A 22011-nucleotide genomic window follows, 5' to 3' on the forward strand; every position below is an offset into this window, starting at 1 on the left:
GTCCGGCGGCGCCGGCAGGGGCGCGGTAGCGTCGCCGTCTCGCCTCGATCACCGCACGACCCGGACGGGCTGTCGCCGACTCGTCGCCTCCCGCCCGGGCTGCCCACTCTCGGAGGTCCTGCAGTGCAGCTGGAGAACGCGTTCACCGTGCCGGTGCCGATCGACGAAGCCTGGCGGGTGCTGCTGGACATCGAGCGCATCGCGCCCTGCATGCCCGGGGCCGCCCTGGACTCGGTGACCGGTGACGACTTCACCGGCCGGGTCAAGGTGAAGCTCGGGCCGATCGCCCTGACCTACCAGGGCAAGGCGTCGTTCGTGGAGAAGGACGAGGCGGCCCACCGTGCGGTCATCGACGCCCGCGGCAAGGACCAGCGCGGCAACGGCACCGCGGCGGCCGTCATCACCGCCACGCTCGCGGCCGAGGGCGACACCACCCGCGTCGACGTCCTGACCGACCTGAACATCACCGGGCGGCCGGCCCAGTTCGGCCGCGGCGTCATGACCGACGTCGGCAACAAGCTGCTCGGCCAGTTCGCCGACAAGCTCTCCGCCCAGCTGGCCAGCGGCGACGCCGAGGGTGACGCCTCCCGGGCCGCAGCGGCCGCGGGCACGCAGGAGCCGACCGTGGCGGGGACGGCCACCGCCGCTGCCGCCAAGGCCGCCGCGACTACCGCCGGCGTCGTCGAGGAGGCCGCGGCGAGCGTCGAGGGCTCCGCGGGCGACAGCCCGGCGGCCGGCGCGGCCAAGAAGGCCGGCGCCGCGGCGAAGAAGACCGCCGCTGCGGCGGCGGACAAGGCAGCCGACGCGGAGGCGGCGGCGCCGGCGAAGGCGGCCAAGAAGGCCGCTCCCGCCACGAGCACCCCGGCCGCGGCCGCGGTCCCGGATCCGCTGGCCCCGCCGGCGAAGAGCACGCCGGCCGCCACCGGCACCGCCCCGGCTGCCGGCGACACGGCCCCGGCCGCCGGCGACACCGCCCCGGCTGCCGGCGATGCGGCACCGTTCACCGGCACCGGGACGGTCGAGGACCAGGCAGCCGACGCCGAGCCGGCCTCCACGACGGCGGCCGACGCGCCGGCCGGTGGCCCGCGCAAGGCACCGAGCAAGCCGCCGACCGGCACCACCGCCCCGCCGAACCGCCCGGCCGGTGGTGGCCCGGTGCGCAGCACCCCCAGCGCGCCGCGGCGGCCGGTGGCCCCGGCCGAGCCGGAGCCGATCGACCTGCTCGAGGTGGCCGGCGGTGCGGCGCTGACCCGCTACGCCGCCCCGGCGGCCGGGGTCACCGTGCTGGCACTGCTGGTCGCCCTGCTGGTGCGCCGCCGCCGGCGCTGACGCATCGGCCCGCCCCGGGGCGCTCGGGGCGGGCTCAGTGGCGGCGCAGCCAGTCCACGGCTGCGCCGGCCACGGCGGCGGGGTCCTTCTTCAACCCGTGGTCGCCCGGTACCCCCGCGACCACCCCGGGGTGACCGGCGAGCGCGGCGACCACCTCATCGGGGCGACCGAACGCATCGGTGGCGCCCTGCACGACCAGCAGCGGGACGGCGACCTGCTGCAGCTCGGGCGCGCGGCTCTTCTCCGGCTTGCCCGGCGGGTGCAGCGGGAACGCCAGGGCCAGCACCCCGGCGGCTCCCTGCGCGGCCGCGGTCCGGCAGGCCACCCGCGCGCCGGCGCTGCGCCCGCCCAGCATCAGCGGTCCGGTCAGCAGCCCGTCGGTGCGGAGCGCGTCGAGCACGGCCGTCCAGCCCTCGTCCAGCCGGGCCGGGGCGGGTGCGATCCGCCGGCCGGCCACCACCCACGGCTGGTCGACCCGCAGGACCCGCCAGCCGGCGGCGCACGCGGCGGCGGAGACGGCGAGCAGGTCGGCGGAGTCCGAGCCGGCGCCGGCGCCGTGACCCAGCACGAGGGTGCCGCGGACGTCGCCCGCCGGCTCGGCGCGGTGCACGCGGGCGGGGCCGAGGGGGGTCGAGACCTCCGCGGCGGTCACGCCGGGGGCAGTGCCAGCAGCGCCTCGACGACCTCGACGAGGGAGCTGCCCTGCACGTGCGGCGGCTCGTACACCGCGGCGTAGGCCGACTCGGCGCGGGAGCACCACCCGCCGGTGAGGCCGGCGCGCTGGGCACCGTGCACGTCCCAGGAGTGGACGGCGACCAGCGCCAGCTCCTCCGGTGCCACGTCGCACACCCCGGCCGCCCAGAGGTAGGCCGCCCGGTCGGGCTTCCAGACGCCGATCGACTCGGTGGTCAGGGTCCGCTCGACCAGCGGGGTCACCCCGCCCCGGGACAGCCCGGCCTCGGCGACGCCGGGCGTCCCCTGGCTGAGCGTCACCGCGCGCACCCCGGCGGCGGTCAGCCGGCGCAGCGCGGGCTCGACGTCGGGGTGCGGGCTGAGCTCACCGAAGGCATCGGCCACCGCCGTCCGCTGCGCCGCCGACAGCGCGGTCAGCTGGGCCAGCGCGGCCTCGAACGCGTCCCGGAAGCGGCACCGGGTGCCGGCGGTGGCGGCGGCGAACCCCAGGGCCAGGGTGCGACTGAAGACGGTCGGCAGCAGGTGCCCCGGCTCGCCGTTCTCGATCAGCGTGGCCTGGACGGGGGCGAGGTCCAGCAGCGTCTCGTTGACGTCGAAGGCGACCACGGCCGGCCTCGTCCGCGGCGCGGTCATGCCTGGTCCCGCTCCTCGGCGGGGGCCTCCACGGGGAGGTCGGTGCCGGCGTCCGGCGGACGCTGGAACCTACCGGTCGCCTTCTTGTAGACGAACCAGGCGACCGCGGCGACGACGGCCACCACGACCACGTAGTCCAGGTACTGCAGGTTGGCCTGCACGAAGTCGCCCGCCGCGACGCCCAGGCCGATGAGCAGGCTGTTCCAGAGCAGGCTGCCGGCGGCGGTGAAGAGCAGGAACTGCGGCATCGGCATCTTCACGACGCCGGCCGGGACCGAGACGAAGCTGCGCACGATCGGCACCATCCGGCCGAAGAAGACCGCGGCGCGACCGTGCCGGGCGAACCACTCGAACGTCCGGTCCACGTCGGCGGTCTCGACCAGCGGCAGCCGGTCGAGGAAGGCGTGCGACCGGCGCGGGCCGAACAGCCGGCCGACCCAGTAGAGGACGATCGCCCCGAGCACCGAGCCGACGGTGGCCCACAGGATGACCGGCACGAGGGACATCCGGCCGTCGTTGATCAGCACCCCGGCTGCGCCCAGCACGACCTCGCTGGGGATCGGCGGGATGACCGTCTCGATGAGGATCGTCAGGCCGACGCCCACCGCCCCCAGCCGTTCGATGAGGTCGAGCAGGAAGCCGGTGATCCCGCCTTCGTCGGATGCAGCGGCGGCGAGGACGGACATGGGCCCCACGGTATCGGCGGTCGCCGTGCGCCGCCCTGCTGCCGGGCCGGGGCGACCGTAGGGTCTGTCCCCATGGTGCACCGCTTCACCGCCCGCGCCGTCGTGGTCGGGGACCACGCCGGCACCGTCGTCCCCGATGCCGTGCTGGACGTCGAGGACGGCCTGATCAGCTGGGTCGGCCCGGCCGCCGAGGCGCCGCCGGCCGGGGACGCCGAGGTCACCGCGCTGCCCGGGGTGCTCACCCCCGGCATGGTCAACACCCACTCGCACGCGCCGATGGTGCTGTTCCGCGGCCAGGGCGAGGGGCTGCCGCTGGACCGCTGGCTGAACGAGGTGATGTGGCCCCGCGAGGCGAAGCTCACCCCCGAGGACGTCGAGGTGGCGATGACCGCGGCGTCGGCGGAGATGCTGCGGCACGGCGTGACCACCAGCGTGGAGATGTACTTCCACCCCGAGCGGATGGCCGCTGCGGTGCGGCGCACCGGCGCCCGTGGCGTGATCACCCACCCGCTGATCGGCCTGCCCGGCTTCGGCACGTTCGACGAGCAGCTGGCCCGCGCCACCGACTCCGCCGGCACCGGTGACGACCAGGTCGAGTGGGGCATCGGCCCGCACTCGGCCTACACCGTGCCGCTGCCGGTGCTCGCCCAGGCGGCCGAGGTGGCGCGCGAGCACGGTCTGCTGCTGACCACGCACGTCGCCGAGACCGCGACGGAGGGCGCCGGGCTGCTCGCCGAGCACGGCCTCAGCGTGCCGCAGCTGCTCGCCGCGCACGACGTGCTCGGTGGCCGGGTGCTGGCGAACCACTGCGTGCACATGGACGACGGCGACCTGGAGCTGTGGCGCGAGTACGACGTAGCCGTGGCCCACTGCCCGGGCAGCAACACCAAGCTGGCCAGCGGCACCGCCCGGCTGCGGGACATGCTCGACCTCGGCATCCGGGTCGGAATGGGCACCGACGGCCCGGCGTCCAACGACAACCTCGACCTCTTCGAGGACCTCCGGCTGGCCGCCCAGCTGGCCCGGCTGCGCGAGCGGGACGCCACCGCGCTCACCGCCCCGGAGGCTTTCTGGCTGGCCACCGGCGCGGCGGCCGCGGCGATCGGCCGTGAGGACCTCGGCCAGCTGACCGTCGGCCGGCGGGCGGACCTGGTGCACGTCGACACCGACGACATCGCCTTCGTGCCGGTCGGCGAGGTCACCGACCTGCTGACCCACCTGGTCTGGTCGGTGGGCTCCCGGCACGTGCGCGACACCTGGGTCGCCGGGCGGCAGGTCGTCCGCGACGGGGTGTCCACGACGGTCGACGAGGCCGAGCTGCGGGCCGACGTGCAGACCCGCGCGATGCGGCTCGCCGGCCGCTGAGCAGGGAGGTCACTCCTCCGCGGAGAAGCGGTAGCGGACGTCGTCGAACGAGTCGGTCGGGAACGCGTAGACGAGCCGCAGCGGGCCCTCGCCGATGTTGCGGATGCCGTGCTCGGTGTCGCCGGGGATGAAGACCGCGGAACCGGCGGTCACCGGGTGGTCCACCCCGTCCAGCGCCACGACGCCGCTGCCCTCGATGACGTGGTAGACCTCGGTCGCGCTGTGCCGGTGCAGGCCCAGCCAGCCGCCGGGGGCCAGCTCACCCAGTCCGGTGTACAGCGCGGCGGTCGGCGTCCGGTCCTGGCTGAACAGCACCCGGAAGGCGACCGTGCCGCGCACCGGGTCGTCCCAGGTCTCGAGGTCGACGTCGGCGCTGTGGCGGATCACCGGTTCCATCGCCCGGGGGTGCCCGGGACGTGGCCCGCGCAAGCCCCGCGGCGGGAATCAGCCCCGCGTCTGGTCGTCGGTCCAGGCGTAGAGCTGGTCGTCCAGCACCACGGTGACCCAGCCGTCGCACAGCTGGGCGGTGTCGCCCAGGTCTGGCCACCGGCCTCCGCCGTCGAAGGGCATGCCGACCTGGTCCAGAGGGGTGCAGTCCGCCGGCAGCGACGTCCCGTCGGCCAGCGTCATGTGCACGCGGATGCTGCCGCCATCGTCGCCCGCGGCCTTCCCCGGCCGGACGACCGTCACGTCCGAGCCGACGGCGCGGGTCCAGTCTGGCACGTCGCCGCGGGGAGCGGCGTCGGCGGTGTCGTGGTCGGACGTCGCGGTGTGCCCCTGGAGCTCGGCGAGCGCGGCGCCGGGGCCGTCCACCCCGGACGGCATGGTGACCGCCAACGCGGCGGACCCCGCCCCGACCACGCCGACGATCGCCGTCACGGCGCCGAGCAGGACCTTCTTCGTGCTGACCACCGGGGGTGCCTCCACTCGTCCGCGCCACCGGTCGGTGGCGGTACGAGCATCGGGCCGGACGTCGTCAGCGGGCGTCGCCCGTCGGGTTGATCCGCCCAGGTCAGCGGGTCATCCCCGGGGCGGATCAGGCGCGCAGCGAGATCGTCTGGCCGCGCCCCACGGTGCGCACCTCGCCGGGGGCCCGGCGGGCGGCGACCTCGGCCACGAAGTCGCCCAGCGGGCTCTTGAACAGGCCGTAGTCGTCGTAGTGGACCGGCACGGTGACCGGCGGGCGCAGCAGCTCGACCAGGTCGGCGCCCTGCCGGGCGTCCATGGTGACGGTGATGCCGGCGACCTTGGTGCCACCCAGGTGCGGGACCATCGCGTCCAGCGGCCCGCAGCGCTGCAGCACCTCGCCGAGGTACGGCCGGTAGAGGGTGTCGCCGCTGATGTAGCCGCGCCAGGTCACCTGCCCGTCGCGCACCAACTCCAGCACGCTGCCCATCACCTGGGGCAGCAGCCGGGCCAGCGGTCCGGGGCCGTGCACCCCGGGGACGCTGGTGATCCGCAGGGTGTCGGTTCCCCGAGTGAGCTCGTGGGTCTGCCAGGGCCGCAGGTCGGCGGTCGCGGTGAAGCCCCGCTTCTCCAGGCAGCCGGCCGCCTCCGGCGTGGTCACCACCGGGGTCTCCTTGGGCAGGGACCGGGTGGCCACCCGGTCCCAGTGGTCGCCGTGCATGTGGCTGAGCAGGACGGCGTCCAGCGCGGGCAGCTGCGCGGGCACCAGCGCCGGGTCGGTCAGTCGCCTGCTGCGCAGCCCGTAGCCCAGGTGCGCCCACTGGCCGCGGTGCAGGAAGTTCGGGTCGGTCAGCACGGTGAACGGCCCGATCCGCAGCAACGTGGTGGCGGTGCCACCGAAGGTGAGCGTGACGACGTCCCCGGGTGTGGTCATGCCGGCCGGGTTACCCCTCCGGGGAGCGTCCGCAACCGGCCGGTGTGCGCGCATCGTCGGTCCTGGACCCCGGGACCAGCGGTAGGCGCACACCGGCGGCGTTGCCCTCGTTGCCCCGGGCGGGGCACGATCGCCGCGCCCGGACGCCGGACGCGAGGAGCCCCGATGGACCAGATCGACCCGACCGTGCCGCCGAGCGGCGCCGGGTGCCTCGAGTGCGACCGCAGTGGCAGCTGGTGGCTGCACCTGCGGCGCTGTGCCGCGTGCGGGCAGGTCGGGTGCTGCGACTCCTCGCCGTCCCAGCACGCCTCGCACCACGCCGCGGAGACCGGCCACCGCATCGCGCAGAGCTACGAGCCGGGCGAGGACTGGTTCTGGGACTACGGCGCCGCGCAGTTCGGTGCCGGGCCGGCGCTCGCCCCGCCGCACGCCCGGCCGGCCGACCAGCCGGTGCCGGGCCCCGCCGACCGGGTGCCGGCCGACTGGCAGCTGCACCTGCACTGACGCCGTCCGGGGGCCGGGGACATGTAGCGCGGCTCAGCAACTCCGGTGCGTCGCGTCGGACCGGGCTGGTAGACACGGGGCCGTGGCACAGCCCCGTTCCGTCGACGAGTCCTTCCTCGCGCTCCCGTTGTCCGCGCTGGCCGATGCGGCACTGACCCGCGCGGTCGACCTGGGCTGCGAGCACGCCGACCTGCGGGTCGAGCGGATCCGCACCCAGACCGTCCGGCTGCGCGACGCCCGGCTGGAGGCGCTGGCCGACGGCGAGGACCTCGGCCTGGCGGTGCGGGTGGTGCACGAGGGCACCTGGGGCTTCGCCGCCGGTGTGGTGCTCACCGCCGCCGAGGCGGTGCGGTTGGCCGAGGAGGCCGTCGCCGTCGCCCAGGTGTCGGCGGCGATGAACACCGACCGCGTCGAGCTGGCCCCCGAGCCGGCGTACGCCGATGGCGAGTGGGTGTCGGCCTACGAGGTCGACCCGTTCGCCGTCCCGGACGCGGAGAAGACCGCGCTGCTGGTCGAGCTCTCCGAGCGGCTGCTGGCCGCCGACGGCGTGGAGCACGTGCAGAGCAGCGTGATGCAGGTCAAGGAGCAGAAGTTCTACGCCGACACGGCCGGCACCCGCACCCGCCAGCAGCGCGTCCGAGTGAACCCGGAGTTCACCGCGCTGACCGTCGACCGCACGACCGGCACCTTCGAGTCGATGCGCACGCTGGCCCCGCCGGTGGGCCGCGGCTGGGAGTACCTCACCGGCACCGGCTGGGACTGGCGCGGTGAGCTGGCCGAGCTCCCCGAACTGCTGCGGGAGAAGGTCAAGGCCCCCTCGGTCGACCCGGGCCGGTACGACCTGGTCGTCGACCCGTCCAACCTGTGGCTGACCATCCACGAGTCGATCGGGCACGCCACCGAGCTGGACCGCGCACTCGGCTACGAGGCCGCCTACGCGGGCACCTCCTTCGCCACCGTCGACAAGCTCGGCACGCTGCAGTACGGCTCGCCGCTGATGCACGTCACCGGCGACCGCACCGCCGAGCACGGCCTCTCCACCGTCGGGTGGGACGACGAGGGCGTCGCCGGCCAGCAGTGGGACCTGGTCCGGGACGGCGTGCTCGTCGGCTACCAGGTCGACCGCAACATGGCCCGGCTGCGGGACATGGAGCGCTCCAACGGCTGCGCGTTCGCCGACTCCGCCGCCCACGTGCCGGTGCAGCGGATGGCGAACGTGTCGCTGCAGCCCACCCCCGGCGGCCCCTCGACCGAGGAGGTCATCGGCGGGGTCGAACGCGGCGTCTACGTCGTCGGCGACAACAGCTGGTCGATCGACATGCAGCGGTACAACTTCCAGTTCACCGGGCAGCGGTTCTACAAGATCGAGGGCGGCCGGCTGGCCGGCCAGCTCCGCGACGTCGCCTACCAGGCGACGACCACCGACTTCTGGGGCTCGATGACGGCGGTCGGCGGGCCCCAGACGTACGTGCTCGGCGGCGCCTTCAACTGCGGCAAGGCCCAGCCCGGCCAGGTGGCCCCGGTCAGCCACGGCTGCCCGACCGCACTGTTCGAGAACACGGCCATCCTCAACACGAAGCAGGAGGGTGGGCGATGAGCTCGCAGACCCCGCAGCAGCTCGTCGAGGCCGCGCTGGCGGCGTCCACGGTGGACGGGCAGATCACCTACGTCACCGACAGCTCGGAGGCCAACCTCCGCTGGGCGAGCAACAGCCTGACCACCAACGGCGCGATGCGCTCCCGGCAGGTCGTCGTCATCTCCTTCGTCGACGGCGGCGCCGGCATGGCCACCGGCACCGTGGCCCGCACCGGCACCCCGGACATCGCCGAGCTGGTCGCGGCCAGCGAGCGGGCCGCCCGGGACGCCGGGCCGGCCGAGGACGCGATGCCGCTGATCAGCGAGGCCCCCGCCGGGTCGGGCGACTGGGACGCCGAGGCGTCCACCACCTCCATCGACGTGTTCGCCGACTTCGCGCCCGCGCTGGGCGAGGCCTTCGGCGGCGCCCGCGACCGGGGCGAGCTGCTCTTCGGGTTCGCCGAGCACCAGCTGGCCGCGACCTACCTGGGCACCTCGACCGGGCTGCGGCTGCGGCACGACCAGCCCACCGGGCGGGTCGAGCTGAACGGGAAGAGCGCCGATTTCGGCCGCTCCGTCTGGGCCGGGGTCGGCACCCGCGACTTCACCGACGTCTCGGTGGCCGGCCTCGCGGCCGAGGTGCAGCAGAAGATGGCCTGGTCGCAGCGCCGGGTGGAGCTGCCGGCCGGGCGGTACGAGACGCTCCTGCCGCCGTCCACGGTCAGCGACCTGATGATCCCCACCTACTGGGCGATGGAGGCCCGGGACGCCGACGAGGGGCGCAGCGTCTACGCCCGGACCGGTGGCGGCAACCGGATCGGGGACCGACTGGCCCAGCTCCCGCTCACCCTGCGCAGCGACCCGTACGCCCCGGGGCTGGAGACCGCGCCGTTCCAGGTGGTCGGCGGCTCGTCCGGGTCCGCCTCCGTCTTCGACAACGGCATGGCGACGCCTGCCGTCGACTGGATCCGTGACGGGGTGCTGACCAACCTGATCCGGCCGCGGGCCTGGGCGCTGCGGACGACGGCACCGGCGACCGCCGCGGTGGACAACATCATCCTGGAGGACCCCACCGCCACCGCCTCGCCGGCGGAGATGATCGCGCGCACCGAACGCGGACTGCTGCTCACCACGCTCTGGTACATCCGCGAGGTCGACCCGCAGACGCTGCTGGTCACCGGGTTGACCCGCGACGGGGTCTTCCTCGTCGAGAACGGCGAGGTGACGGGTGCGGTGAACAACTTCCGGTTCAACGAGTCGCCGGTCGACCTGCTGGCCCGGGCGACCGAGGCCAGCCGCACCGAGCGGACCCTGCCGCGGGAGTGGAACGACTGGTTCAGCCGGGCCTCGATGCCGATGCTCCGGGTGCCCGACTTCAACATGAGCTCGGTCAGCCCGGCCAGCTGATGCCGGCCGGGCGGCCGACCCCGGTCAGTGCTCGCGCCGGTCGCGGCCCGTCTGGCCGGGGTCGGGGCTCGACGTGGCGACCGCCGGGTCGACCGGGTCGCCGGTCGGCTCGGGGCCCTGCGTGCCGGCGTCCGTGGAGGTGGGTTCGGTGGCCGGGTCGGAGCCGGCGGGTTCGGTCATGGCGACCGGGTACCCCGTGGAGCCCGGCCGGAACGGTCAGGGGGTGACGGGTCCGCGGCCGACGTCGTCGGGCTCGGGGGTCCGGAAGGCCGTCTCGGTCGGCGGCGCCGCCTCTGCGTCGTCCGCGCCCTCCTCCGGGGCGTCCGGTTCCTCGCCACCGACGCCGAAGCCCTCGGCCGTCGGCGGGGCACCGGCCCCGGGATCGGCCGCAGGGATCCCGTCGTCCGCGTTCGGCAGGTTCGGCTCCATGGGTGCGCTCATCGACATGGCCGGGCCCTACCCCACCGGTCGCCGGCGGATGCACGCGCGCTGGGACGCCCTCGCCCCGGCACTGCTGGGGCGGGGTGCGGTCCGCGGGGCGGCCGGGATGGGCGGGGTGGGTGTGACGGGTGTGCGCAACTCGACGACCAAACCGCGTTTCGTGCCCGTCTGTCACGGACATGAAACGCGGTTCGTGTCTACTTCCCCACGAACGCCGACGACGACCCCCTGCCTCCCCGGCAGGACGGCGAGGGGAGCTCTACATGACGTACTGCCAGAAGCCCTCGATCTTCCAGGTGGGCAAGGTCCACGACAACGGCCCGTCCGTGATCGTCTCGGGCTGGGGCCTGGGCATGTGCGCCTCGTCGTGTCGATGCCACCGCAATCCTGAGGACGGCCAGCTGTCCCTCGCCGAGGACCAGGCCGGCGGCAGCCTCGGCCTGCGCAGCTTCACCCCGACCGGCACCTGCGACTGCTGTGAGGCGTGGACGTCGGCCGAGCTGTCCGCGATCCTGCGCGACGTCGCCGCGGTCGAGGCCCTGGACGCCTCGGAGCCGGCCGCCGGCTGAGCCCGCCAGATCCGACCGAGCCGCCCACCGGGGAACCGGTGGGCGGCTCGTCGTCTTTGCCGGGCCCGCACCCCGGGTAGCCCGGAGCCCATGTGGGCGAGAGCAGCGGTACGCGGTGCGGTGGCCGGGCTGGCCGGGGTGGCGGTCATGACGGCGGGGGAGAAGCTCGAACAGCAGGTGACCGGTCGCCCGGACTCCTACGTCCCGGCCCGGACGCTCACCGCCCTGACCACCGGGCGGCGGCTCCCCGGGTCCGCACGCCCACCGGTGCGCAACCACCTCATGCACTGGGGCACCGGCGCCGCCGTCGGCGCGCTGCGTGGGGTCTGGGCCGCGGCCGGGCTGCGCGGCGTGCGCGCCTCCGCCTGGCACACCTCCGTGCGGCTGGCGGTCGACCAGACCCTGGAGAACGTCACGGGCGTGGGCGCGCCGCCGTGGACCTGGTCCCGACGTGACCAGGTGGTCGACGTGGCGCACAAGGCCGTCTACGCCTTCGCCACCGGCGCCGTCGCCGACCGCCTCGTCGCGCCGGCGCGGGGCAGGAGGGGCGCACGGGGCCTGTGGGACTGAGGTCCACTGTGGACCGATCGGTCCCGGCGTGCCGCGCCTCTTGACAAGAGCGCGATCTCCCTACCGTCCGTCGAGACGTGCACGGAGTCCCTCGCCCCTCCCCGGGCGGAACGTGCGCAGACGGAGGCCCAGTGAACCGATCGACCAACCGGCGGTGGACGCGCGCTGCCGCTCTTGCGCTGACCGTCGGCGCGGCCGTCGTCCTGACCCCGTCGGTCGGTGTCGCGGCGCCGACCACTGCAGCCGAGGCCCGGCAGGCCGTCACCGACGCCGGGCTCGAGCTCACCGCTCTGGACGAGCAGGTCCACGAGGCCGAGGCCGCCGCCGAGCAGCACCAGGCCGCCGCGGACGCCGCCGCTGCCACGGCCGTCCAGGCGCAGGCGCAGCTGGACGCGCTCGAGCCGCAGCTGCGGTCGATCGCGCAGGCCGGGTACGTCGGCACCACCCGCGGCCGGCTCGCCGCCTTCCTGACCAGCGGCTCGGCCGACGACCTGATCCAGCAGATGAACACCCTCGACCAGCTGGCCACGCACGCCGACGGCATCGTCGCCACGGCAGCCACCGCCCGGTCCGCCGCCGAGCAGGCGCAGCAGGACGCCACTGCGGCCGCCGCCACCGCGGCCGCCGCCGAGTCCGAGCTGCGGGCGCAAAAGGAGCAGCTGGAGGGCGAGCTCGCCGGCTACCAGGCCGACCTCGCCCGCCTGTCGACCGCCGACCAGGTCCGGGTGCACAACGTCATCTCCGGGCCCGAGGTCGCCGCCCCCGCCCCCGCGCCGGCCCCCACCGCGGCCGCCGGCGTCGCCGTGCAGACCGCGCTGGCCCAGATCGGCGACATGTACGGCATCGGCGCCGTGGGCCCGGACTCCTTCGACTGCTCCGGACTCACCCAGTACGCCTACGCCGCCGCGGGCATCTCGCTGCCGCACTCCAGCCGCGCCCAGTCGAGCCTGGGCGTCGCCGTGTCGAGGGCGGACCTGCAGCCCGGCGACCTGGTCTTCTTCTACTCGCCGATCAGCCACGTGGGCATGTACATCGGCAACGGCCAGATGGTGCACGCCAGCGTCTCCGGCCGCCCGGTCGCGGTCACCAGTGTGGACAAGGGCGGCTACGTCAGCGCCCGCCGCGTCACCGGCTGAGGAAGGACCCCGCTGCCCCCCACCGCTCGCGAGCTCGCGGCGGGCCCAGGCAGCGGGGCCGGGGCTCAGTCGTGGATGCGGCGGCCCTCCGCGAGCAGTTGCACGCAGGCCGCGATCCGCTTGGCCCGGTCTGGGGGGTGGCGGCGGTGTGCACCCGCCACAGCACGGCGTACCGGTTGGCCCCGTCGAGCCCGGCGAACGCCTCCTGGGCCGCAGGTGAAGCCGCCAGCGCGGCGGCCAGGTCGTCGGGCACGGTGATCGTGGCGGGCCCGGCGTAGGCGCGGTCCCAGCGGCCGTCGGCCTGGGCGGCCTCGACCGCGGCCAGCCCCGCCGGGCGCATCCGGCCGTCGGCGATCAGCCGGGCCACCGTCTCCACGTTCTTCTGGGACCAGACGCTCTTCGGCCGCCGCGGCGTGTACCGGACGGTGAACCAGTCGTCGTCCACCCGGTTGCCCCGGCCGTCGATCCAGCCGTGGCAGAGCGCCACCTCCACCGCCTCGGCCGCGGTCAGGGAGGGGATGCCGGCCGACTTCTTGGCGATCTTCAGGAACAGGCCCGGCGCCCGGTCGTGCTCGCTGGCCAGCCAGGCGTCGAAGTCGGCGGGGGTCGCGAACGCCCGGGTCTCGAACGTGCTCTCGTCGGCCACGCCGGTCATCGTCCGCAGCCGCACCCGCGCCGTCCAGGGGGCCCGGCGTCCGGTTTGTCCGGGCGACCCGTCGGCTACCGCAGGGCGGACGGCGCCCAGCAGGGGTGCCGCGACGACGGACGGGACGACCGATGGCACGGGCACCTGGTCCCACCGCCCTGTGGGTGGTGCGGCACGGCGAGAGCGTGGGCAACCTGGCCGACGCGCACGCGAACGAGACCGGGTCGGGCCGGCTGGAGCTCGACGTCCGCGACCCCGACGTGCCGCTGTCGGACACCGGCGAGCGCCAGGCCGACGCCCTCGGCGCGTGGTTGGCGGGGCTGCCGGAGGACGAGCGACCCACCACCGTGCTGAGCTCGCCGTTCAGCCGCGCGGCCGAGACCGCCCGGCGTGCGGTGGCGGCCAGCGGGCTGGACCTGACCATCCGCTACGACGAGCGGCTGCGGGAACGGGACTTCGGCGTCTTCGACGGCATGACCGGGCAGGGCATCCGCGAGGAGCACCCGGACGAGGCCGGCCGCCGGGAGCTGCTCGGCAAGTTCTACTACCGGCCACCGGGCGGGGAGAGCTGGGCCGACGTCGCGCTGCGGGTGCGCAGCCTGCTGGCCACCGAGGCGCTGCGGCACGACGGTGAGCGGCTGCTCTGCGTCTCGCACCAGGCCGTGATCATGGTCTTCCGGTACGTGCTGGAGGAGCTCTCCGAGCAGCAGCTGCTGGACATCGACCGGGCCGAGCAGGTCGCCAACACGTCCGTGACCCGCTACGAGTCCGCCGACGGCGGGCTGTTCCGGCTGGCCGGCTTCAACGGCGTCGACCACCTGGACGACGCCGACCGGGCCGACGGTGCCCCCGTGACCGAGGAGACCGATGTCCCGTCCCCGGCCTGACCACACCCTGGTCAGCCCCCAGGTGCTCCGCGACTGGCGACTGCCCGAGCCGACCGGCGGCAAGGAGGCCCGCGGCTCGATCCTGGTCGTCGGCGGGAGCACCGAGACCGTGGGCGCCGTCCTGCTGGCCGCCGAGGCCGCGCTGCGGTCCGGGGCCGGGAAGCTCCAGGTCGTCGTCCCGTCCAAGGTCGCCCCGCACGTCTCCATCTCGCTGCCCGAGGCGCTGGTCCGCGGCGTGCCGTCCACCGAGGCCGGCGCCATCCAGGGCTCCTCGGCCGAGCTGTTCCTGGACCTGGCCCAGCAGGCCTCCGCGGTGCTGATCGGGCCGGGCATGGCCGACGAGCCCGAGACCCGGCGCCTGGTCGAGCAGTTGCTGCCCGAGCTCCAGGGACCGGTCGCCCTCGACGCGCTCGGGCTGGCCGCCGTCACCGCCGACCCGGCCTGCCTGGAGCACCTGGGCGGCAACGTGGTGCTGACCCCCAACCCCATGGAGCTGGCGATCGCGTTGCACGTGGAACAAGAGGAGCTGGAGGACGACCCGGCCGGGGCGGCCCGGCGGCTGGCCGAGCAGACCGGCGCCGTCGTCGCCCTGGGCGGGGTGACCAGCTGGATCGCTGCCCCCGACGGCCGGCTGTGGGCGGACGAGAGCGGCGGTGCCGGGCTCGGGGTCTCCGGATCCGGAGACGTGCGCGCCGGGATCGTCGCCGGGCTGCTGGCCCGCGGCGCGGAGCCGGCCCAGGCTGCCGTCTGGACCGCGCACCTGCACGGCCGGGCCGGTGAGCGGCTGGCTGCGACGGTCGGGCAGCTGGGCTTCCTGGCCCGGGAGCTGCCGCCGGAGATCCCCCGGGTGATGGCCGAGGTCGACCTCTGACGCCTCCTGGGTGACAAGTGAGCTTGACAGGGTGCTCGCGGAGCTGGTGAGCTGGACCCACTGTCAAGCTCACTTGTCACTCGGGGGTTCGCCATGGTCCGCCGGCACGTCGCCGCCGCACTGACCGGACTGCTGATCGCCAGCGGGATCGGCCTGCTCGCGGGCGCCTTCGCACCCGACGAGTTCTGGCTGCGTGCCGTCGTCTTCGCGAGCTGCACGGTCGGGCCGGCGTACGGCGTGGGCTGGCTGGTGTTCCTCTCCGGCGTGACGGGGGAGGACCCGCCGGCGCACGTCGAGGAGACGATCGAGCACCAGTGGTTGCAGCGGAGCACCTCCGCCGCCTTCCTCGACCTGTTGATCGTCGCCGGGCTGGGCGCGTTCGCGCTGGCGGTCACGGACCTGAAACTGGCGGCCTCCTCGGTGCTCATGTGGCTGCTGCTCTTCGCCTTCGCCGACGTCGCGGTGCGGCTGACCGTGCTGCGCCGTCGCGCCGCCTGAGTGCGCAACGACCTGGCCGACCGGCGGCAGGCCCGCGGCTGGTCGCAGGGGCGGCTGGCGGAGGAGCTGGGCGTGTCCCGGCAGACGGTGATCTCGCTGGAGAAGGGGCGCTTCGACCCCAGCCTGCCGCTCGCGTTCCGGATCGCCGCGCTCTTCGACTGCCGGATCGAGGACGTCTTCACCCCCGACGAGGAGTGACACCGCGATCGGTGTTCGGCAGGCTGGGTCGGTGACCGACCCAGACAGCGCGACGGACGGCGTCCGCGCGGCAGAGGTCTACGAGGCGACGCTGCAGCCGCGCCCCGGCGGGCGGGTGCTGCGCAGTGCGCGGCTGGCGGCCGCGTTCGTGTCCGAGCTGGCCTGGGGGCTGGTCCCCGGGCCGTCCCTGCACGACGTGGTGGTCACCCGGCGGGCCGACGGCGCCGAGGTGCTGCGCGTCTGGGCCGGTGACCCGATGCACCCCGGCGACATGCTGGCGCAGGTCCGGCGGCACCTGGCGGAGCGCTCCCCCGCCGACTTCCTCGCCGAGTGGGGCGCCGACGAGCCGGTGTGATCTGCTGCGCCCAGCAGCGGGAACCGCCCGCCCCCTCGGTGAGGAGTGCAGCAACGTGGCTGACAGCTACATCGGAGCCCTCGACTTCGGTGCCCCGGAGATCGACGAGCAGGCGTTCGTCGCCCCCACGGCCGTCGTCGTCGGCAAGGTGACCATGGGCCCGCGGGCCAGCATCTGGTACGGCGCGATCGCTCGGGCCGACTCGGAGGTCATCGAGATCGGTGCGGACTCCAACGTCCAGGACGGCTCGACCCTGCACAGCGACCCCGGGCACCCGCTGGTGATCGGCCGCGGCGTGACGGTAGGCCACAACGTCGTGCTGCACGGCGCGCGGGTCGACGACCACGTGCTGGTGGGCATGGGCAGCACCGTGCTCAACGGCGCGCACATCGGCTCCGGCTCGATCGTCGCCGCCGGCGCGGTGGTCATGCAGGGCGCGCAGATCCCGCCGAACTCCCTGGTCGCCGGGGTGCCGGCCAAGGTGCGGCGGGAGACCACCGAGGACGACCGCACGGCGATCGAGCTGAACGCGAAGAGCTACACCGACCGGCTCGACCAGCACCGCGCCGTCCGCCGGGTGCAGCAGGAGGGCTGAGCGGATGAGCGCCGAGGAGCTGCGCCGTCAGGTCTCCTGGACCGTCGATGACACCTCAGCGGCCCGGCGGGCCGGCCGGTTCCTCGGCGGGGTCGTCCACCTGGTCTCCGCGGTGGCGACCCTGGGCGCGGACGCCGGGATCGGGGCTCGTCGACCCGGGTGGACCCTGCCGGCCGACCCGGACGACTACCTGGACCTCGGGCCGCTGACCCTGCGGCTGCCCGAGTCAGGCCCGTCCGAGCCGGTGCAGGCGACGCGGACCGGGGTCTGGGCGACCCCGGCGGGGAGGCCGGCGCGACGGCTGCCGGTGGAGGCGTGGCGGGTGGTGGCGGCGGTGCCGGGCACCGGCTCGCGCTCGCCCCGCCACCCGGAGGCGGAGTGGACGCTGACCGTCAGCGACGGGTCGGCGCACGGGTCGCTGACCGGCGCGTGGCTGGGGCTCGCCTGGATCGGGCACCTGGCCGGCTGGTCCGAGCCGGTGGCGTCGCCGGGGAGCGCGTGACCGCTGGGCCGTTCGAGGAGTTCGTCGCCGCGGAGTCGACGCCGTCCCTCCGCGTGGCGTACCTGCTGACCGGTGACGGCCGCGCGGCCGGTGACCTGGTGCAGGAGGCGCTGATCGCCGTCCACCGCCGCTGGGACCAGTTCGTGGACCGGGCGGAGGCGACGGCCGCCGTCCGGCGGGAGCTGGTGGCCGCGCATCTGGGCCGACGGTGGAGCCGGGTCGGTGCGGCGCTCGCCGACTCCCGGCTGCTGGCCGGCACCACCGGCCTCCCCGGCTTCGCCTCGCCGCACCCGGTTCCGGTCCCGTCGGACGAGACGACGGCCGCGCTGGCCCACGTGCTCCCGCGGCAGCGCGCGGCCCTCGCACTCCGGTACGGCGCGGACCTGCCGGAGGCGGCGGTCGCCGACGCGCTGGACGCGCCGGTGGCCGATGTCCGGGCGCTCGTCGCCGACGGGCTCGGCAGGCTGGGCGAGCTCCTCGAGGTGGACGGCGCGGCGGCGGCAGTCCAGGTGCGCGACCTCGCCGGGCGGGCCCCCGCCGGCCCCGGCGACGTCCACGGCTGGGTGCTCGACGGCGAGCGGTCGCAGCGCCGGCACCGGGCCGGGCTGCTCGCCCTGGCGGTGTTCTTCGTCCTCGTCGCCCTGCTGGTGCTGTTCACCGGAGGGTGAGGCCCCGCTGCCGGGGTGGGGCAGCGGGGCCCGGCGTCAGTTGCGGGTCGAGGCCGTCAGCGGGCAGACGAACGGGTCGCGCTCGCCGAGCCCGACGCGGTTCAGGTACTGGACGACGATCCGGTACGAGCCGACCAGCGACGTCTCGGTGTAGCTGATCCCGTGCTGGGCGCAGTGCGCGCGCACCATCGGCTGGACCTTCTTCAGGTTCGGCCGCGGCATGCTCGGGAAGAGGTGGTGCTCGATCTGGTAGTTCAGGCCGCCCATCATGAAGTCGGTGACCCGGCCGCCCTTGATGTTGCGCGACATGAGCACCTGGCGCCGCAGGAAGTCGACCTTGGCGTTCTTCGGGACGACCGGCATGCCCTTGTGGTTGGGCGCGAACGAGCCACCCAGCAGCAGACCGAACACGGCCTGCTGGACCAGGATGAAGGCCACGGCCAGCAGCGGCGGCATGATCAGGAAGACCGCGGCGACGAAGAGCCCGAGCCGGGCCGCGATGATCGCGATCTCCAGCCGGCGGTGCGGCATCGTCTTCTCGCGGGCGAGGGTGGCCAGGCTGTTGGCGTGCAGGGCCGCGCCCTCGAAGCACAGCAGCGGGAAGAACGCCCAGCCCTGGTGCCGGGTCCACCAGCCACGCAGGCCGGTCATCCGGTCCTCGGCGTCGTCCGGCGTGAAGGCCAGCACCGCGGACTCGATGTCGGGGTCCTTGCCCATCTGGTTCGGGGCGTTGTGGTGCCGGTTGTGCTTCTGCATCCACCAGCCGTAGCCGATGCCGGCGAAACCGCAGGAAAGCACCCGGGCGTTCCACTCGTTGGCCCGGTGCGAGCCGAAGGCCTGCCGGTGCGCGGTGTCGTGGCCCAGGAAGCCGAACTGGGTGCAGACCAGCGAGAAGACGACGGCCAGGCCGAGCTGCCACCAGGAGTCGCCCAGTGCCACGATCGCCACCCAGACCCCGGCGAAGGCGGCCACGGTCAGCGCGATAGACACCACGTAGTACGGGCGGCGGCGGTTCAGCAGCCCGGCGTCCTTCACCTGCTGGGAGAGCTCGGCGTAGACGCTGACCTGACGGTCGCGGGCTCGCTCGGGGCGGGGCGCCCGGGCGGGGGGAGGCGTGGAGCCCTCCAGCGTGGTTGCGGTCATCTGCTCTCTCAGACTGGGTCCCGGGCTGCTCCGGGCTGTGCCGGGTGACCGGCGACGACAGGGGACCGCGCTACGTCTGGCTGGAGCACCGCGTAGCGCCGACGGTAGGCGACGGGGCACGCCTGTGCCAGGCGGGTCCTGTGGGGTGGTATTCGCGAGGGCGGCCGTCGGTCACCGGTGGTCCCGTGTCGGCCCGTCCTCCGGTCCGGCCTCCAGGGCGGTGACCAGGTCGTCCAGGAACCGGTCGATGACCGCGCGCTCGGCCGCGGTGCGTTCGTCGAGCACCGCGCGGGTGGCAGTGATCAGCGGTCCGAAGAAGGTCCACCCCAGCTGCTTGGCGGCGTCGGTGACGGTGACGTCCACCCGGCGCCGGTCGTCGGTGCGCGCCGTCCGGCGCACGTGCCCGGCTCGCTCCAACCGGTCGAGCAGCACGGTGGTGGACGCGGTGGTCAGCCGGAGTTCGCGGGCCAGCCGCGTGGGGCTGGCGTCCACTCCGGCGCGCTCCATGTCCAGCAGCGCGATCAGCGCCCGGACGTCGGTGCCGCCGAGGCCGTGCTGCGCGGCGAAGGCGCCGCCGTGCTGATCGAGGAGCACGGTCAGCGCCCGCAGCCGGTGCACGGTGCCCGGGGCGTCCTCTCGCATGGCGCGAAGGTATCCAGCTTGTCAGGTAGCTAGACGCTCTAGTTGACTCGCGGGGTGACCTCGACCTTCGCCGAGAGCTACGCAGCCGCCGCTCGACGCTGGCCCGCCGGCGCGACGCAGACCGACGTCCCGACGTCGTGGGGCCGGACGCACCTGCTCACCGCCGGGCCCCTCGACGCGCCGGCGGTGCTGCTGCTGCACGGCGGCGGGGCGACCGCCACCGCCTGGGCGGACCTGGCCGGCGAGCTCGCCGGCCGGTGCCGGTTGCTGGCACCCGACCAGCCCGGCGACGTCGGGCTCAGCGCGACCAGCCGGCCGCCGCGCTCGTCCGCGGACCTCGTGTCCTGGCTGGCGGAGTTGCAGACCGCGGTCGGGTGCTCCCGCTGGCACGTGGTCGGGCACTCCGCGGGGGCGCACCTCGGTCTCCTCGCGGCGCTGGCCGCTCCGCACCGGGTGACGACCCTGACGCTGCTGGACCCGACGGCCGTCGTCGCCGGCTTCCGCCCGGGCTACCTGGTGCGGGCCGTCCCGTCGCTGGTGCGGCCCACCCAGCGACGGGTGCGCCGGTTCCTGGACTGGGAGACGGCGGGGCGCGCGCTCCCGGGGGCCTGGGTCGACACCCACGTCCGGGGCGCGCTGCGCGACCACGGTCCCCTGGTGCGCACCCGGCGTCCCAGCACGGCCGAACTGGCGGCGCTGGCGGTGCCGACGCTGGTGGTGGTCGCCGGGAGGAGCCGGGCACACGACCCCGACCGGGTGGCCCGGCGTGCGGCTGCGTTGCCGGGCACCACGGTCGTCCGGCTGGCCGACGCGACGCACCACACCCTCCCGCTGCTGGATGCGCCGGAGGTGGCCGCCGCGGCGGAGCCGCACCTGAGGCGCGGGTAGGAGACTGCGGGCCGTGCGGGTGGCGATCAGGGTGCGGCCGGGGGCGGGGCGGACACAGGTCGGCGGCGAGCACGACGGAGCCCTCGTCGTCCGGGTGTCGGCGCGGGCGGTCGACGGCAAGGCCACCGAGGCGGCGTTGGCTGCGGTGGCCGCTGCCTTCGGCGTCCGCCGCTCCGCGGTCACGCTCGTCACCGGCGCCACGGCCCGCTCGAAGGTGGTCGACGTGGACGGCGGCACGGACGCTGCGCTCCAGGAGCTGCTGGCCCGCTGAAGCCCACGCCGACAGCCTCCCCGAGGGGCCGAAGTCGCGACTTCGGCCCCTCGGGGGAGGCTGTCGGGGTGCGCGCGTTGGTGTTCGAGGAGTTCAGTGGCCCGCTGGCGGTCCGGTCGGTGCCCGACCCCACCCCCGACCGGGACGGCGTCGTCGTCCGCGTCGGCGCCAGCGGCATCTGTCGCAGCGACTGGCACGGCTGGTCCGGCCACGACCCCGACGTCGTCCTGCCGCACGTGCCCGGCCACGAACTGGCCGGCACCGTGGCCGCGGTCGGTGACCGGGTGCGGACCTGGTCGGTGGGCGACCGGGTCACCGTGCCGTTCGTCTGCGCGTGCGGGCACTGCGGGCCGTGCCGGGACGGCGCCGGGCAGGTCTGCGTCAACCAGACCCAGCCCGGGTTCACGCACTGGGGCTCGCTGGCCGAGTTCGTCGCCCTGGACGCCGCCGACGTCAACCTGGTCGCGCTCCCCGACGGCATGCCGTTCGCCACCGCGGCCGGGCTGGGCTGCCGGTTCGCCACCGCCTTCCGGGCCGTCACCGGCGTCGGCCGGGTGCGGCCCGGGGAGTGGGTGACGGTGCACGGCTGCGGCGGGGTCGGGTTGTCCGCGGTCCAGGTCGCGGTGGCGGCCGGGGCCCGGGTCGTGGCCGTCGACATCGCCCCGGGTGCCCTCGAGCTGGCCCGGGCCTGCGGTGCGGAGCACACCGTGGACGGCGCCGGCGACGTCCCCGGCGCGATCGCCGAGCTGACCGACGGCGGTGCGCACGTCTCGCTGGACGCGCTCGGCGCCGCCGTGACCTGCCTGAACTCCATCCGCAGCCTCCGCCCGCGGGGGCGGCACGTGCAGGTCGGGCTGCTGCCGCCGGTGCTCGGCCGCCCGGAGATCCCGATGGAGCGGGTGATCGCCGGCGAGCTCGCCCTGCTGGGCAGCCACGGGATGGCGGCGGCCGACTACCCGGCGATGCTCTCACTGATCACGGCCGGCCGGCTGCACCCGGAGCTGCTGGTCACCCGCGAGCTCGGCCTGGACGACGCCGGTGCCGCGCTGGCCGCGGTGGGCCGCGAACCGGGGATCGCCGTCGTCACCTCGTTCTGAGG

Annotated in this window: 30 protein-coding genes; 19 read left to right on the forward strand and 11 right to left on the reverse strand. The window is 75.2% G+C overall.

Annotated features, from left to right (window positions below):
* The first annotated feature begins 123 nt into the window (after positions 1-123).
* Positions 124-1329 (forward strand): SRPBCC domain-containing protein, encoded by a 1206-nt coding sequence (locus O2W15_RS06735; protein ID WP_269178843.1) that lies wholly within the window; start codon positions 124-126, stop codon positions 1327-1329.
* A 34-nt stretch (positions 1330-1363) separates the two neighbouring features.
* Here O2W15_RS06735 and O2W15_RS06740 read toward each other — a convergent pair whose 3' ends face one another.
* The 3 genes from O2W15_RS06740 to O2W15_RS06750 are packed head-to-tail and all read right to left on the reverse strand — an operon-like array spanning position 1364 to position 3341.
* Positions 1364-1981 (reverse strand): alpha/beta hydrolase family protein, encoded by a 618-nt coding sequence (locus O2W15_RS06740; RefSeq protein ID WP_269178844.1) that lies wholly within the window; start codon positions 1979-1981, stop codon positions 1364-1366.
* Positions 1978-2655, reverse strand: a complete 678-nt coding sequence (locus tag O2W15_RS06745; RefSeq protein ID WP_269162546.1) for an HAD family hydrolase — start codon at positions 2653-2655, stop codon at positions 1978-1980. The genes O2W15_RS06740 and O2W15_RS06745 overlap by 4 nt, the downstream gene beginning before the upstream one ends.
* The gene (locus O2W15_RS06750) at positions 2652-3341 is read right to left on the reverse strand and encodes a DedA family protein (RefSeq protein WP_269162547.1); all 690 of its coding nucleotides are present in this window, start codon (positions 3339-3341) and stop codon (positions 2652-2654) included. The genes O2W15_RS06745 and O2W15_RS06750 overlap by 4 nt, the downstream gene beginning before the upstream one ends.
* A 72-nt stretch (positions 3342-3413) precedes the next feature.
* Between O2W15_RS06750 and O2W15_RS06755 the strand changes: the two genes are divergently transcribed.
* Positions 3414-4706, forward strand: a complete 1293-nt coding sequence (locus O2W15_RS06755) for an amidohydrolase family protein (protein ID WP_269178845.1) — start codon at positions 3414-3416, stop codon at positions 4704-4706.
* Positions 4707-4715: 9 nt separating this feature from the next.
* Here O2W15_RS06755 and O2W15_RS06760 read toward each other — a convergent pair whose 3' ends face one another.
* The 3 genes from O2W15_RS06760 to O2W15_RS06770 form a co-directional block, all read right to left on the reverse strand.
* A complete protein-coding gene (locus O2W15_RS06760; RefSeq protein WP_269162549.1) occupies positions 4716-5102 on the reverse strand; it encodes a cupin domain-containing protein in 387 nt (128 codons plus the stop codon).
* 48 nt (positions 5103-5150) lie between these two features.
* On the reverse strand, positions 5151-5618 hold the full coding sequence (locus O2W15_RS06765; RefSeq protein WP_269178846.1) for a hypothetical protein: 468 nt from the start codon (positions 5616-5618) through the stop codon (positions 5151-5153).
* Positions 5619-5742: 124 nt separating this feature from the next.
* Positions 5743-6546 (reverse strand): MBL fold metallo-hydrolase, encoded by an 804-nt coding sequence (locus tag O2W15_RS06770; protein ID WP_269178847.1) that lies wholly within the window; start codon positions 6544-6546, stop codon positions 5743-5745.
* A 165-nt stretch (positions 6547-6711) separates the two neighbouring features.
* Between O2W15_RS06770 and O2W15_RS06775 the strand changes: the two genes are divergently transcribed.
* The 3 genes from O2W15_RS06775 to O2W15_RS06785 all read left to right on the forward strand — a co-directional run bounded on the left by O2W15_RS06775 (position 6712) and on the right by O2W15_RS06785 (position 10032).
* The gene (locus O2W15_RS06775; protein ID WP_269178848.1) at positions 6712-7050 is read left to right on the forward strand and encodes a UBP-type zinc finger domain-containing protein; all 339 of its coding nucleotides are present in this window, start codon (positions 6712-6714) and stop codon (positions 7048-7050) included.
* An 82-nt stretch (positions 7051-7132) separates the two neighbouring features.
* Positions 7133-8647: a TldD/PmbA family protein gene (locus tag O2W15_RS06780; protein ID WP_269178849.1), complete on the forward strand. Its 1515-nt coding sequence runs from the start codon at positions 7133-7135 to the stop codon at positions 8645-8647.
* On the forward strand, positions 8644-10032 hold the full coding sequence (locus O2W15_RS06785) for a metallopeptidase TldD-related protein (protein WP_269178850.1): 1389 nt from the start codon (positions 8644-8646) through the stop codon (positions 10030-10032). The genes O2W15_RS06780 and O2W15_RS06785 overlap by 4 nt, the downstream gene beginning before the upstream one ends.
* Positions 10033-10056: 24 nt before the next feature.
* Here the strand turns inward: O2W15_RS06785 and O2W15_RS06790 are convergent, their stop codons facing one another.
* A complete protein-coding gene (locus O2W15_RS06790) occupies positions 10057-10212 on the reverse strand; it encodes a hypothetical protein (RefSeq protein WP_156119141.1) in 156 nt (51 codons plus the stop codon).
* A 36-nt stretch (positions 10213-10248) separates the two neighbouring features.
* A complete protein-coding gene (locus tag O2W15_RS06795) occupies positions 10249-10473 on the reverse strand; it encodes a hypothetical protein (protein ID WP_269162556.1) in 225 nt (74 codons plus the stop codon).
* Between the two features lie 263 nt (positions 10474-10736).
* Here O2W15_RS06795 and O2W15_RS06800 point away from each other — a divergent pair, with 263 nt between their 5' ends.
* The 3 genes from O2W15_RS06800 to O2W15_RS06810 all read left to right on the forward strand — a co-directional run bounded on the left by O2W15_RS06800 (position 10737) and on the right by O2W15_RS06810 (position 12748).
* The gene (locus O2W15_RS06800; RefSeq protein WP_036335899.1) at positions 10737-11042 is read left to right on the forward strand and encodes a hypothetical protein; all 306 of its coding nucleotides are present in this window, start codon (positions 10737-10739) and stop codon (positions 11040-11042) included.
* Positions 11043-11132: 90 nt separating this feature from the next.
* Positions 11133-11612 carry a hypothetical protein gene (locus O2W15_RS06805; RefSeq protein ID WP_269162557.1) on the forward strand — a complete coding sequence of 160 codons (480 nt, stop codon included), beginning with the start codon at positions 11133-11135 and terminating at the stop codon, positions 11610-11612.
* A 131-nt stretch (positions 11613-11743) separates the two neighbouring features.
* Positions 11744-12748 (forward strand): C40 family peptidase, encoded by a 1005-nt coding sequence (locus tag O2W15_RS06810; protein ID WP_269178851.1) that lies wholly within the window; start codon positions 11744-11746, stop codon positions 12746-12748.
* Here the strand turns inward: O2W15_RS06810 and O2W15_RS06815 are convergent.
* Positions 12738-13394: a YdeI/OmpD-associated family protein gene (locus O2W15_RS06815; protein WP_269178852.1), complete on the reverse strand. Its 657-nt coding sequence runs from the start codon at positions 13392-13394 to the stop codon at positions 12738-12740. The two genes, O2W15_RS06810 and O2W15_RS06815, sit on opposite strands and share 11 nt — an antisense overlap.
* A 131-nt stretch (positions 13395-13525) precedes the next feature.
* Between O2W15_RS06815 and O2W15_RS06820 the strand changes: the two genes are divergently transcribed.
* The 8 genes from O2W15_RS06820 to O2W15_RS06855 all read left to right on the forward strand — a co-directional run bounded on the left by O2W15_RS06820 (position 13526) and on the right by O2W15_RS06855 (position 17968).
* On the forward strand, positions 13526-14281 hold the full coding sequence (locus O2W15_RS06820) for a histidine phosphatase family protein (RefSeq protein WP_269162560.1): 756 nt from the start codon (positions 13526-13528) through the stop codon (positions 14279-14281).
* Positions 14262-15152: an NAD(P)H-hydrate dehydratase gene (locus tag O2W15_RS06825; protein ID WP_269162561.1), complete on the forward strand. Its 891-nt coding sequence runs from the start codon at positions 14262-14264 to the stop codon at positions 15150-15152. Before O2W15_RS06820 ends, O2W15_RS06825 begins: the two co-directional genes overlap by 20 nt.
* Positions 15153-15245: 93 nt before the next feature.
* The gene (locus O2W15_RS06830; protein ID WP_269178853.1) at positions 15246-15650 is read left to right on the forward strand and encodes a hypothetical protein; all 405 of its coding nucleotides are present in this window, start codon (positions 15246-15248) and stop codon (positions 15648-15650) included.
* Positions 15651-15848, forward strand: coding sequence for a helix-turn-helix transcriptional regulator (locus tag O2W15_RS06835; RefSeq protein WP_269162563.1), 198 nt, complete (start codon positions 15651-15653; stop codon positions 15846-15848).
* Positions 15849-15879: 31 nt separating this feature from the next.
* Positions 15880-16203: a hypothetical protein gene (locus O2W15_RS06840; protein ID WP_269178854.1), complete on the forward strand. Its 324-nt coding sequence runs from the start codon at positions 15880-15882 to the stop codon at positions 16201-16203.
* A 55-nt stretch (positions 16204-16258) separates the two neighbouring features.
* Positions 16259-16798, forward strand: a complete 540-nt coding sequence (locus tag O2W15_RS06845; protein WP_269162565.1) for a gamma carbonic anhydrase family protein — start codon at positions 16259-16261, stop codon at positions 16796-16798.
* A 4-nt stretch (positions 16799-16802) separates the two neighbouring features.
* The gene (locus O2W15_RS06850; RefSeq protein WP_269162566.1) at positions 16803-17300 is read left to right on the forward strand and encodes a hypothetical protein; all 498 of its coding nucleotides are present in this window, start codon (positions 16803-16805) and stop codon (positions 17298-17300) included.
* On the forward strand, positions 17297-17968 hold the full coding sequence (locus tag O2W15_RS06855) for a sigma factor (protein WP_269178855.1): 672 nt from the start codon (positions 17297-17299) through the stop codon (positions 17966-17968). The genes O2W15_RS06850 and O2W15_RS06855 overlap by 4 nt, the downstream gene beginning before the upstream one ends.
* 36 nt (positions 17969-18004) lie before the next feature.
* Here O2W15_RS06855 and O2W15_RS06860 read toward each other — a convergent pair whose 3' ends face one another.
* Both O2W15_RS06860 and O2W15_RS06865 read right to left on the reverse strand, forming a co-directional pair.
* Positions 18005-19111, reverse strand: a complete 1107-nt coding sequence (locus tag O2W15_RS06860; protein WP_269178856.1) for a fatty acid desaturase family protein — start codon at positions 19109-19111, stop codon at positions 18005-18007.
* 171 nt (positions 19112-19282) lie between these two features.
* Positions 19283-19753: a MarR family winged helix-turn-helix transcriptional regulator gene (locus tag O2W15_RS06865; RefSeq protein ID WP_269178857.1), complete on the reverse strand. Its 471-nt coding sequence runs from the start codon at positions 19751-19753 to the stop codon at positions 19283-19285.
* 54 nt (positions 19754-19807) lie between these two features.
* Between O2W15_RS06865 and O2W15_RS06870 the strand changes: the two genes are divergently transcribed.
* The 3 genes from O2W15_RS06870 (at position 19808) to O2W15_RS06880 (ending at position 22009) form a co-directional block, all read left to right on the forward strand.
* Positions 19808-20641: an alpha/beta fold hydrolase gene (locus O2W15_RS06870; RefSeq protein WP_269178858.1), complete on the forward strand. Its 834-nt coding sequence runs from the start codon at positions 19808-19810 to the stop codon at positions 20639-20641.
* 13 nt (positions 20642-20654) lie between these two features.
* Entirely contained in the window at positions 20655-20912 is a 258-nt protein-coding gene (locus tag O2W15_RS06875) for a DUF167 domain-containing protein (protein ID WP_269178859.1), read from the forward strand.
* 68 nt (positions 20913-20980) lie between these two features.
* Positions 20981-22009, forward strand: coding sequence for a zinc-binding dehydrogenase (locus tag O2W15_RS06880; RefSeq protein WP_269178860.1), 1029 nt, complete (start codon positions 20981-20983; stop codon positions 22007-22009).
* Positions 22010-22011: the final 2 nt, after the last annotated feature.

The sequence above is a fragment of the Modestobacter sp. VKM Ac-2979 genome, assembly GCF_026967995.1.
Classification (GTDB): domain Bacteria; phylum Actinomycetota; class Actinomycetes; order Mycobacteriales; family Geodermatophilaceae; genus Modestobacter.

What these genes read in the sequence shown, in the direction of transcription:
- O2W15_RS06775 (WP_269178848.1), top strand. Translation starts at nt 6,712, where the DNA reads ATGGACCAGATCGACCCGACCGTGCCGCCGAGCGGCGCCGGGTGCCTC.
- O2W15_RS06770 (WP_269178847.1), bottom strand. Translation starts at nt 6,546, where the DNA reads ATGACCACACCCGGGGACGTCGTCACGCTCACCTTCGGTGGCACCGCC.
- O2W15_RS06865 (WP_269178857.1), bottom strand. Translation starts at nt 19,753, where the DNA reads ATGCGAGAGGACGCCCCGGGCACCGTGCACCGGCTGCGGGCGCTGACC.
- O2W15_RS06795 (WP_269162556.1), bottom strand. Translation starts at nt 10,473, where the DNA reads ATGAGCGCACCCATGGAGCCGAACCTGCCGAACGCGGACGACGGGATC.
- O2W15_RS06750 (WP_269162547.1), bottom strand. Translation starts at nt 3,341, where the DNA reads ATGTCCGTCCTCGCCGCCGCTGCATCCGACGAAGGCGGGATCACCGGC.
- O2W15_RS06785 (WP_269178850.1), top strand. Translation starts at nt 8,644, where the DNA reads ATGAGCTCGCAGACCCCGCAGCAGCTCGTCGAGGCCGCGCTGGCGGCG.
- O2W15_RS06850 (WP_269162566.1), top strand. Translation starts at nt 16,803, where the DNA reads ATGAGCGCCGAGGAGCTGCGCCGTCAGGTCTCCTGGACCGTCGATGAC.
- O2W15_RS06805 (WP_269162557.1), top strand. Translation starts at nt 11,133, where the DNA reads ATGTGGGCGAGAGCAGCGGTACGCGGTGCGGTGGCCGGGCTGGCCGGG.
- O2W15_RS06760 (WP_269162549.1), bottom strand. Translation starts at nt 5,102, where the DNA reads ATGGAACCGGTGATCCGCCACAGCGCCGACGTCGACCTCGAGACCTGG.
- O2W15_RS06820 (WP_269162560.1), top strand. Translation starts at nt 13,526, where the DNA reads ATGGCACGGGCACCTGGTCCCACCGCCCTGTGGGTGGTGCGGCACGGC.
- O2W15_RS06790 (WP_156119141.1), bottom strand. Translation starts at nt 10,212, where the DNA reads ATGACCGAACCCGCCGGCTCCGACCCGGCCACCGAACCCACCTCCACG.
- O2W15_RS06825 (WP_269162561.1), top strand. Translation starts at nt 14,262, where the DNA reads ATGTCCCGTCCCCGGCCTGACCACACCCTGGTCAGCCCCCAGGTGCTC.
- O2W15_RS06755 (WP_269178845.1), top strand. Translation starts at nt 3,414, where the DNA reads ATGGTGCACCGCTTCACCGCCCGCGCCGTCGTGGTCGGGGACCACGCC.
- O2W15_RS06830 (WP_269178853.1), top strand. Translation starts at nt 15,246, where the DNA reads ATGGTCCGCCGGCACGTCGCCGCCGCACTGACCGGACTGCTGATCGCC.
- O2W15_RS06745 (WP_269162546.1), bottom strand. Translation starts at nt 2,655, where the DNA reads ATGACCGCGCCGCGGACGAGGCCGGCCGTGGTCGCCTTCGACGTCAAC.
- O2W15_RS06800 (WP_036335899.1), top strand. Translation starts at nt 10,737, where the DNA reads ATGACGTACTGCCAGAAGCCCTCGATCTTCCAGGTGGGCAAGGTCCAC.
- O2W15_RS06860 (WP_269178856.1), bottom strand. Translation starts at nt 19,111, where the DNA reads ATGACCGCAACCACGCTGGAGGGCTCCACGCCTCCCCCCGCCCGGGCG.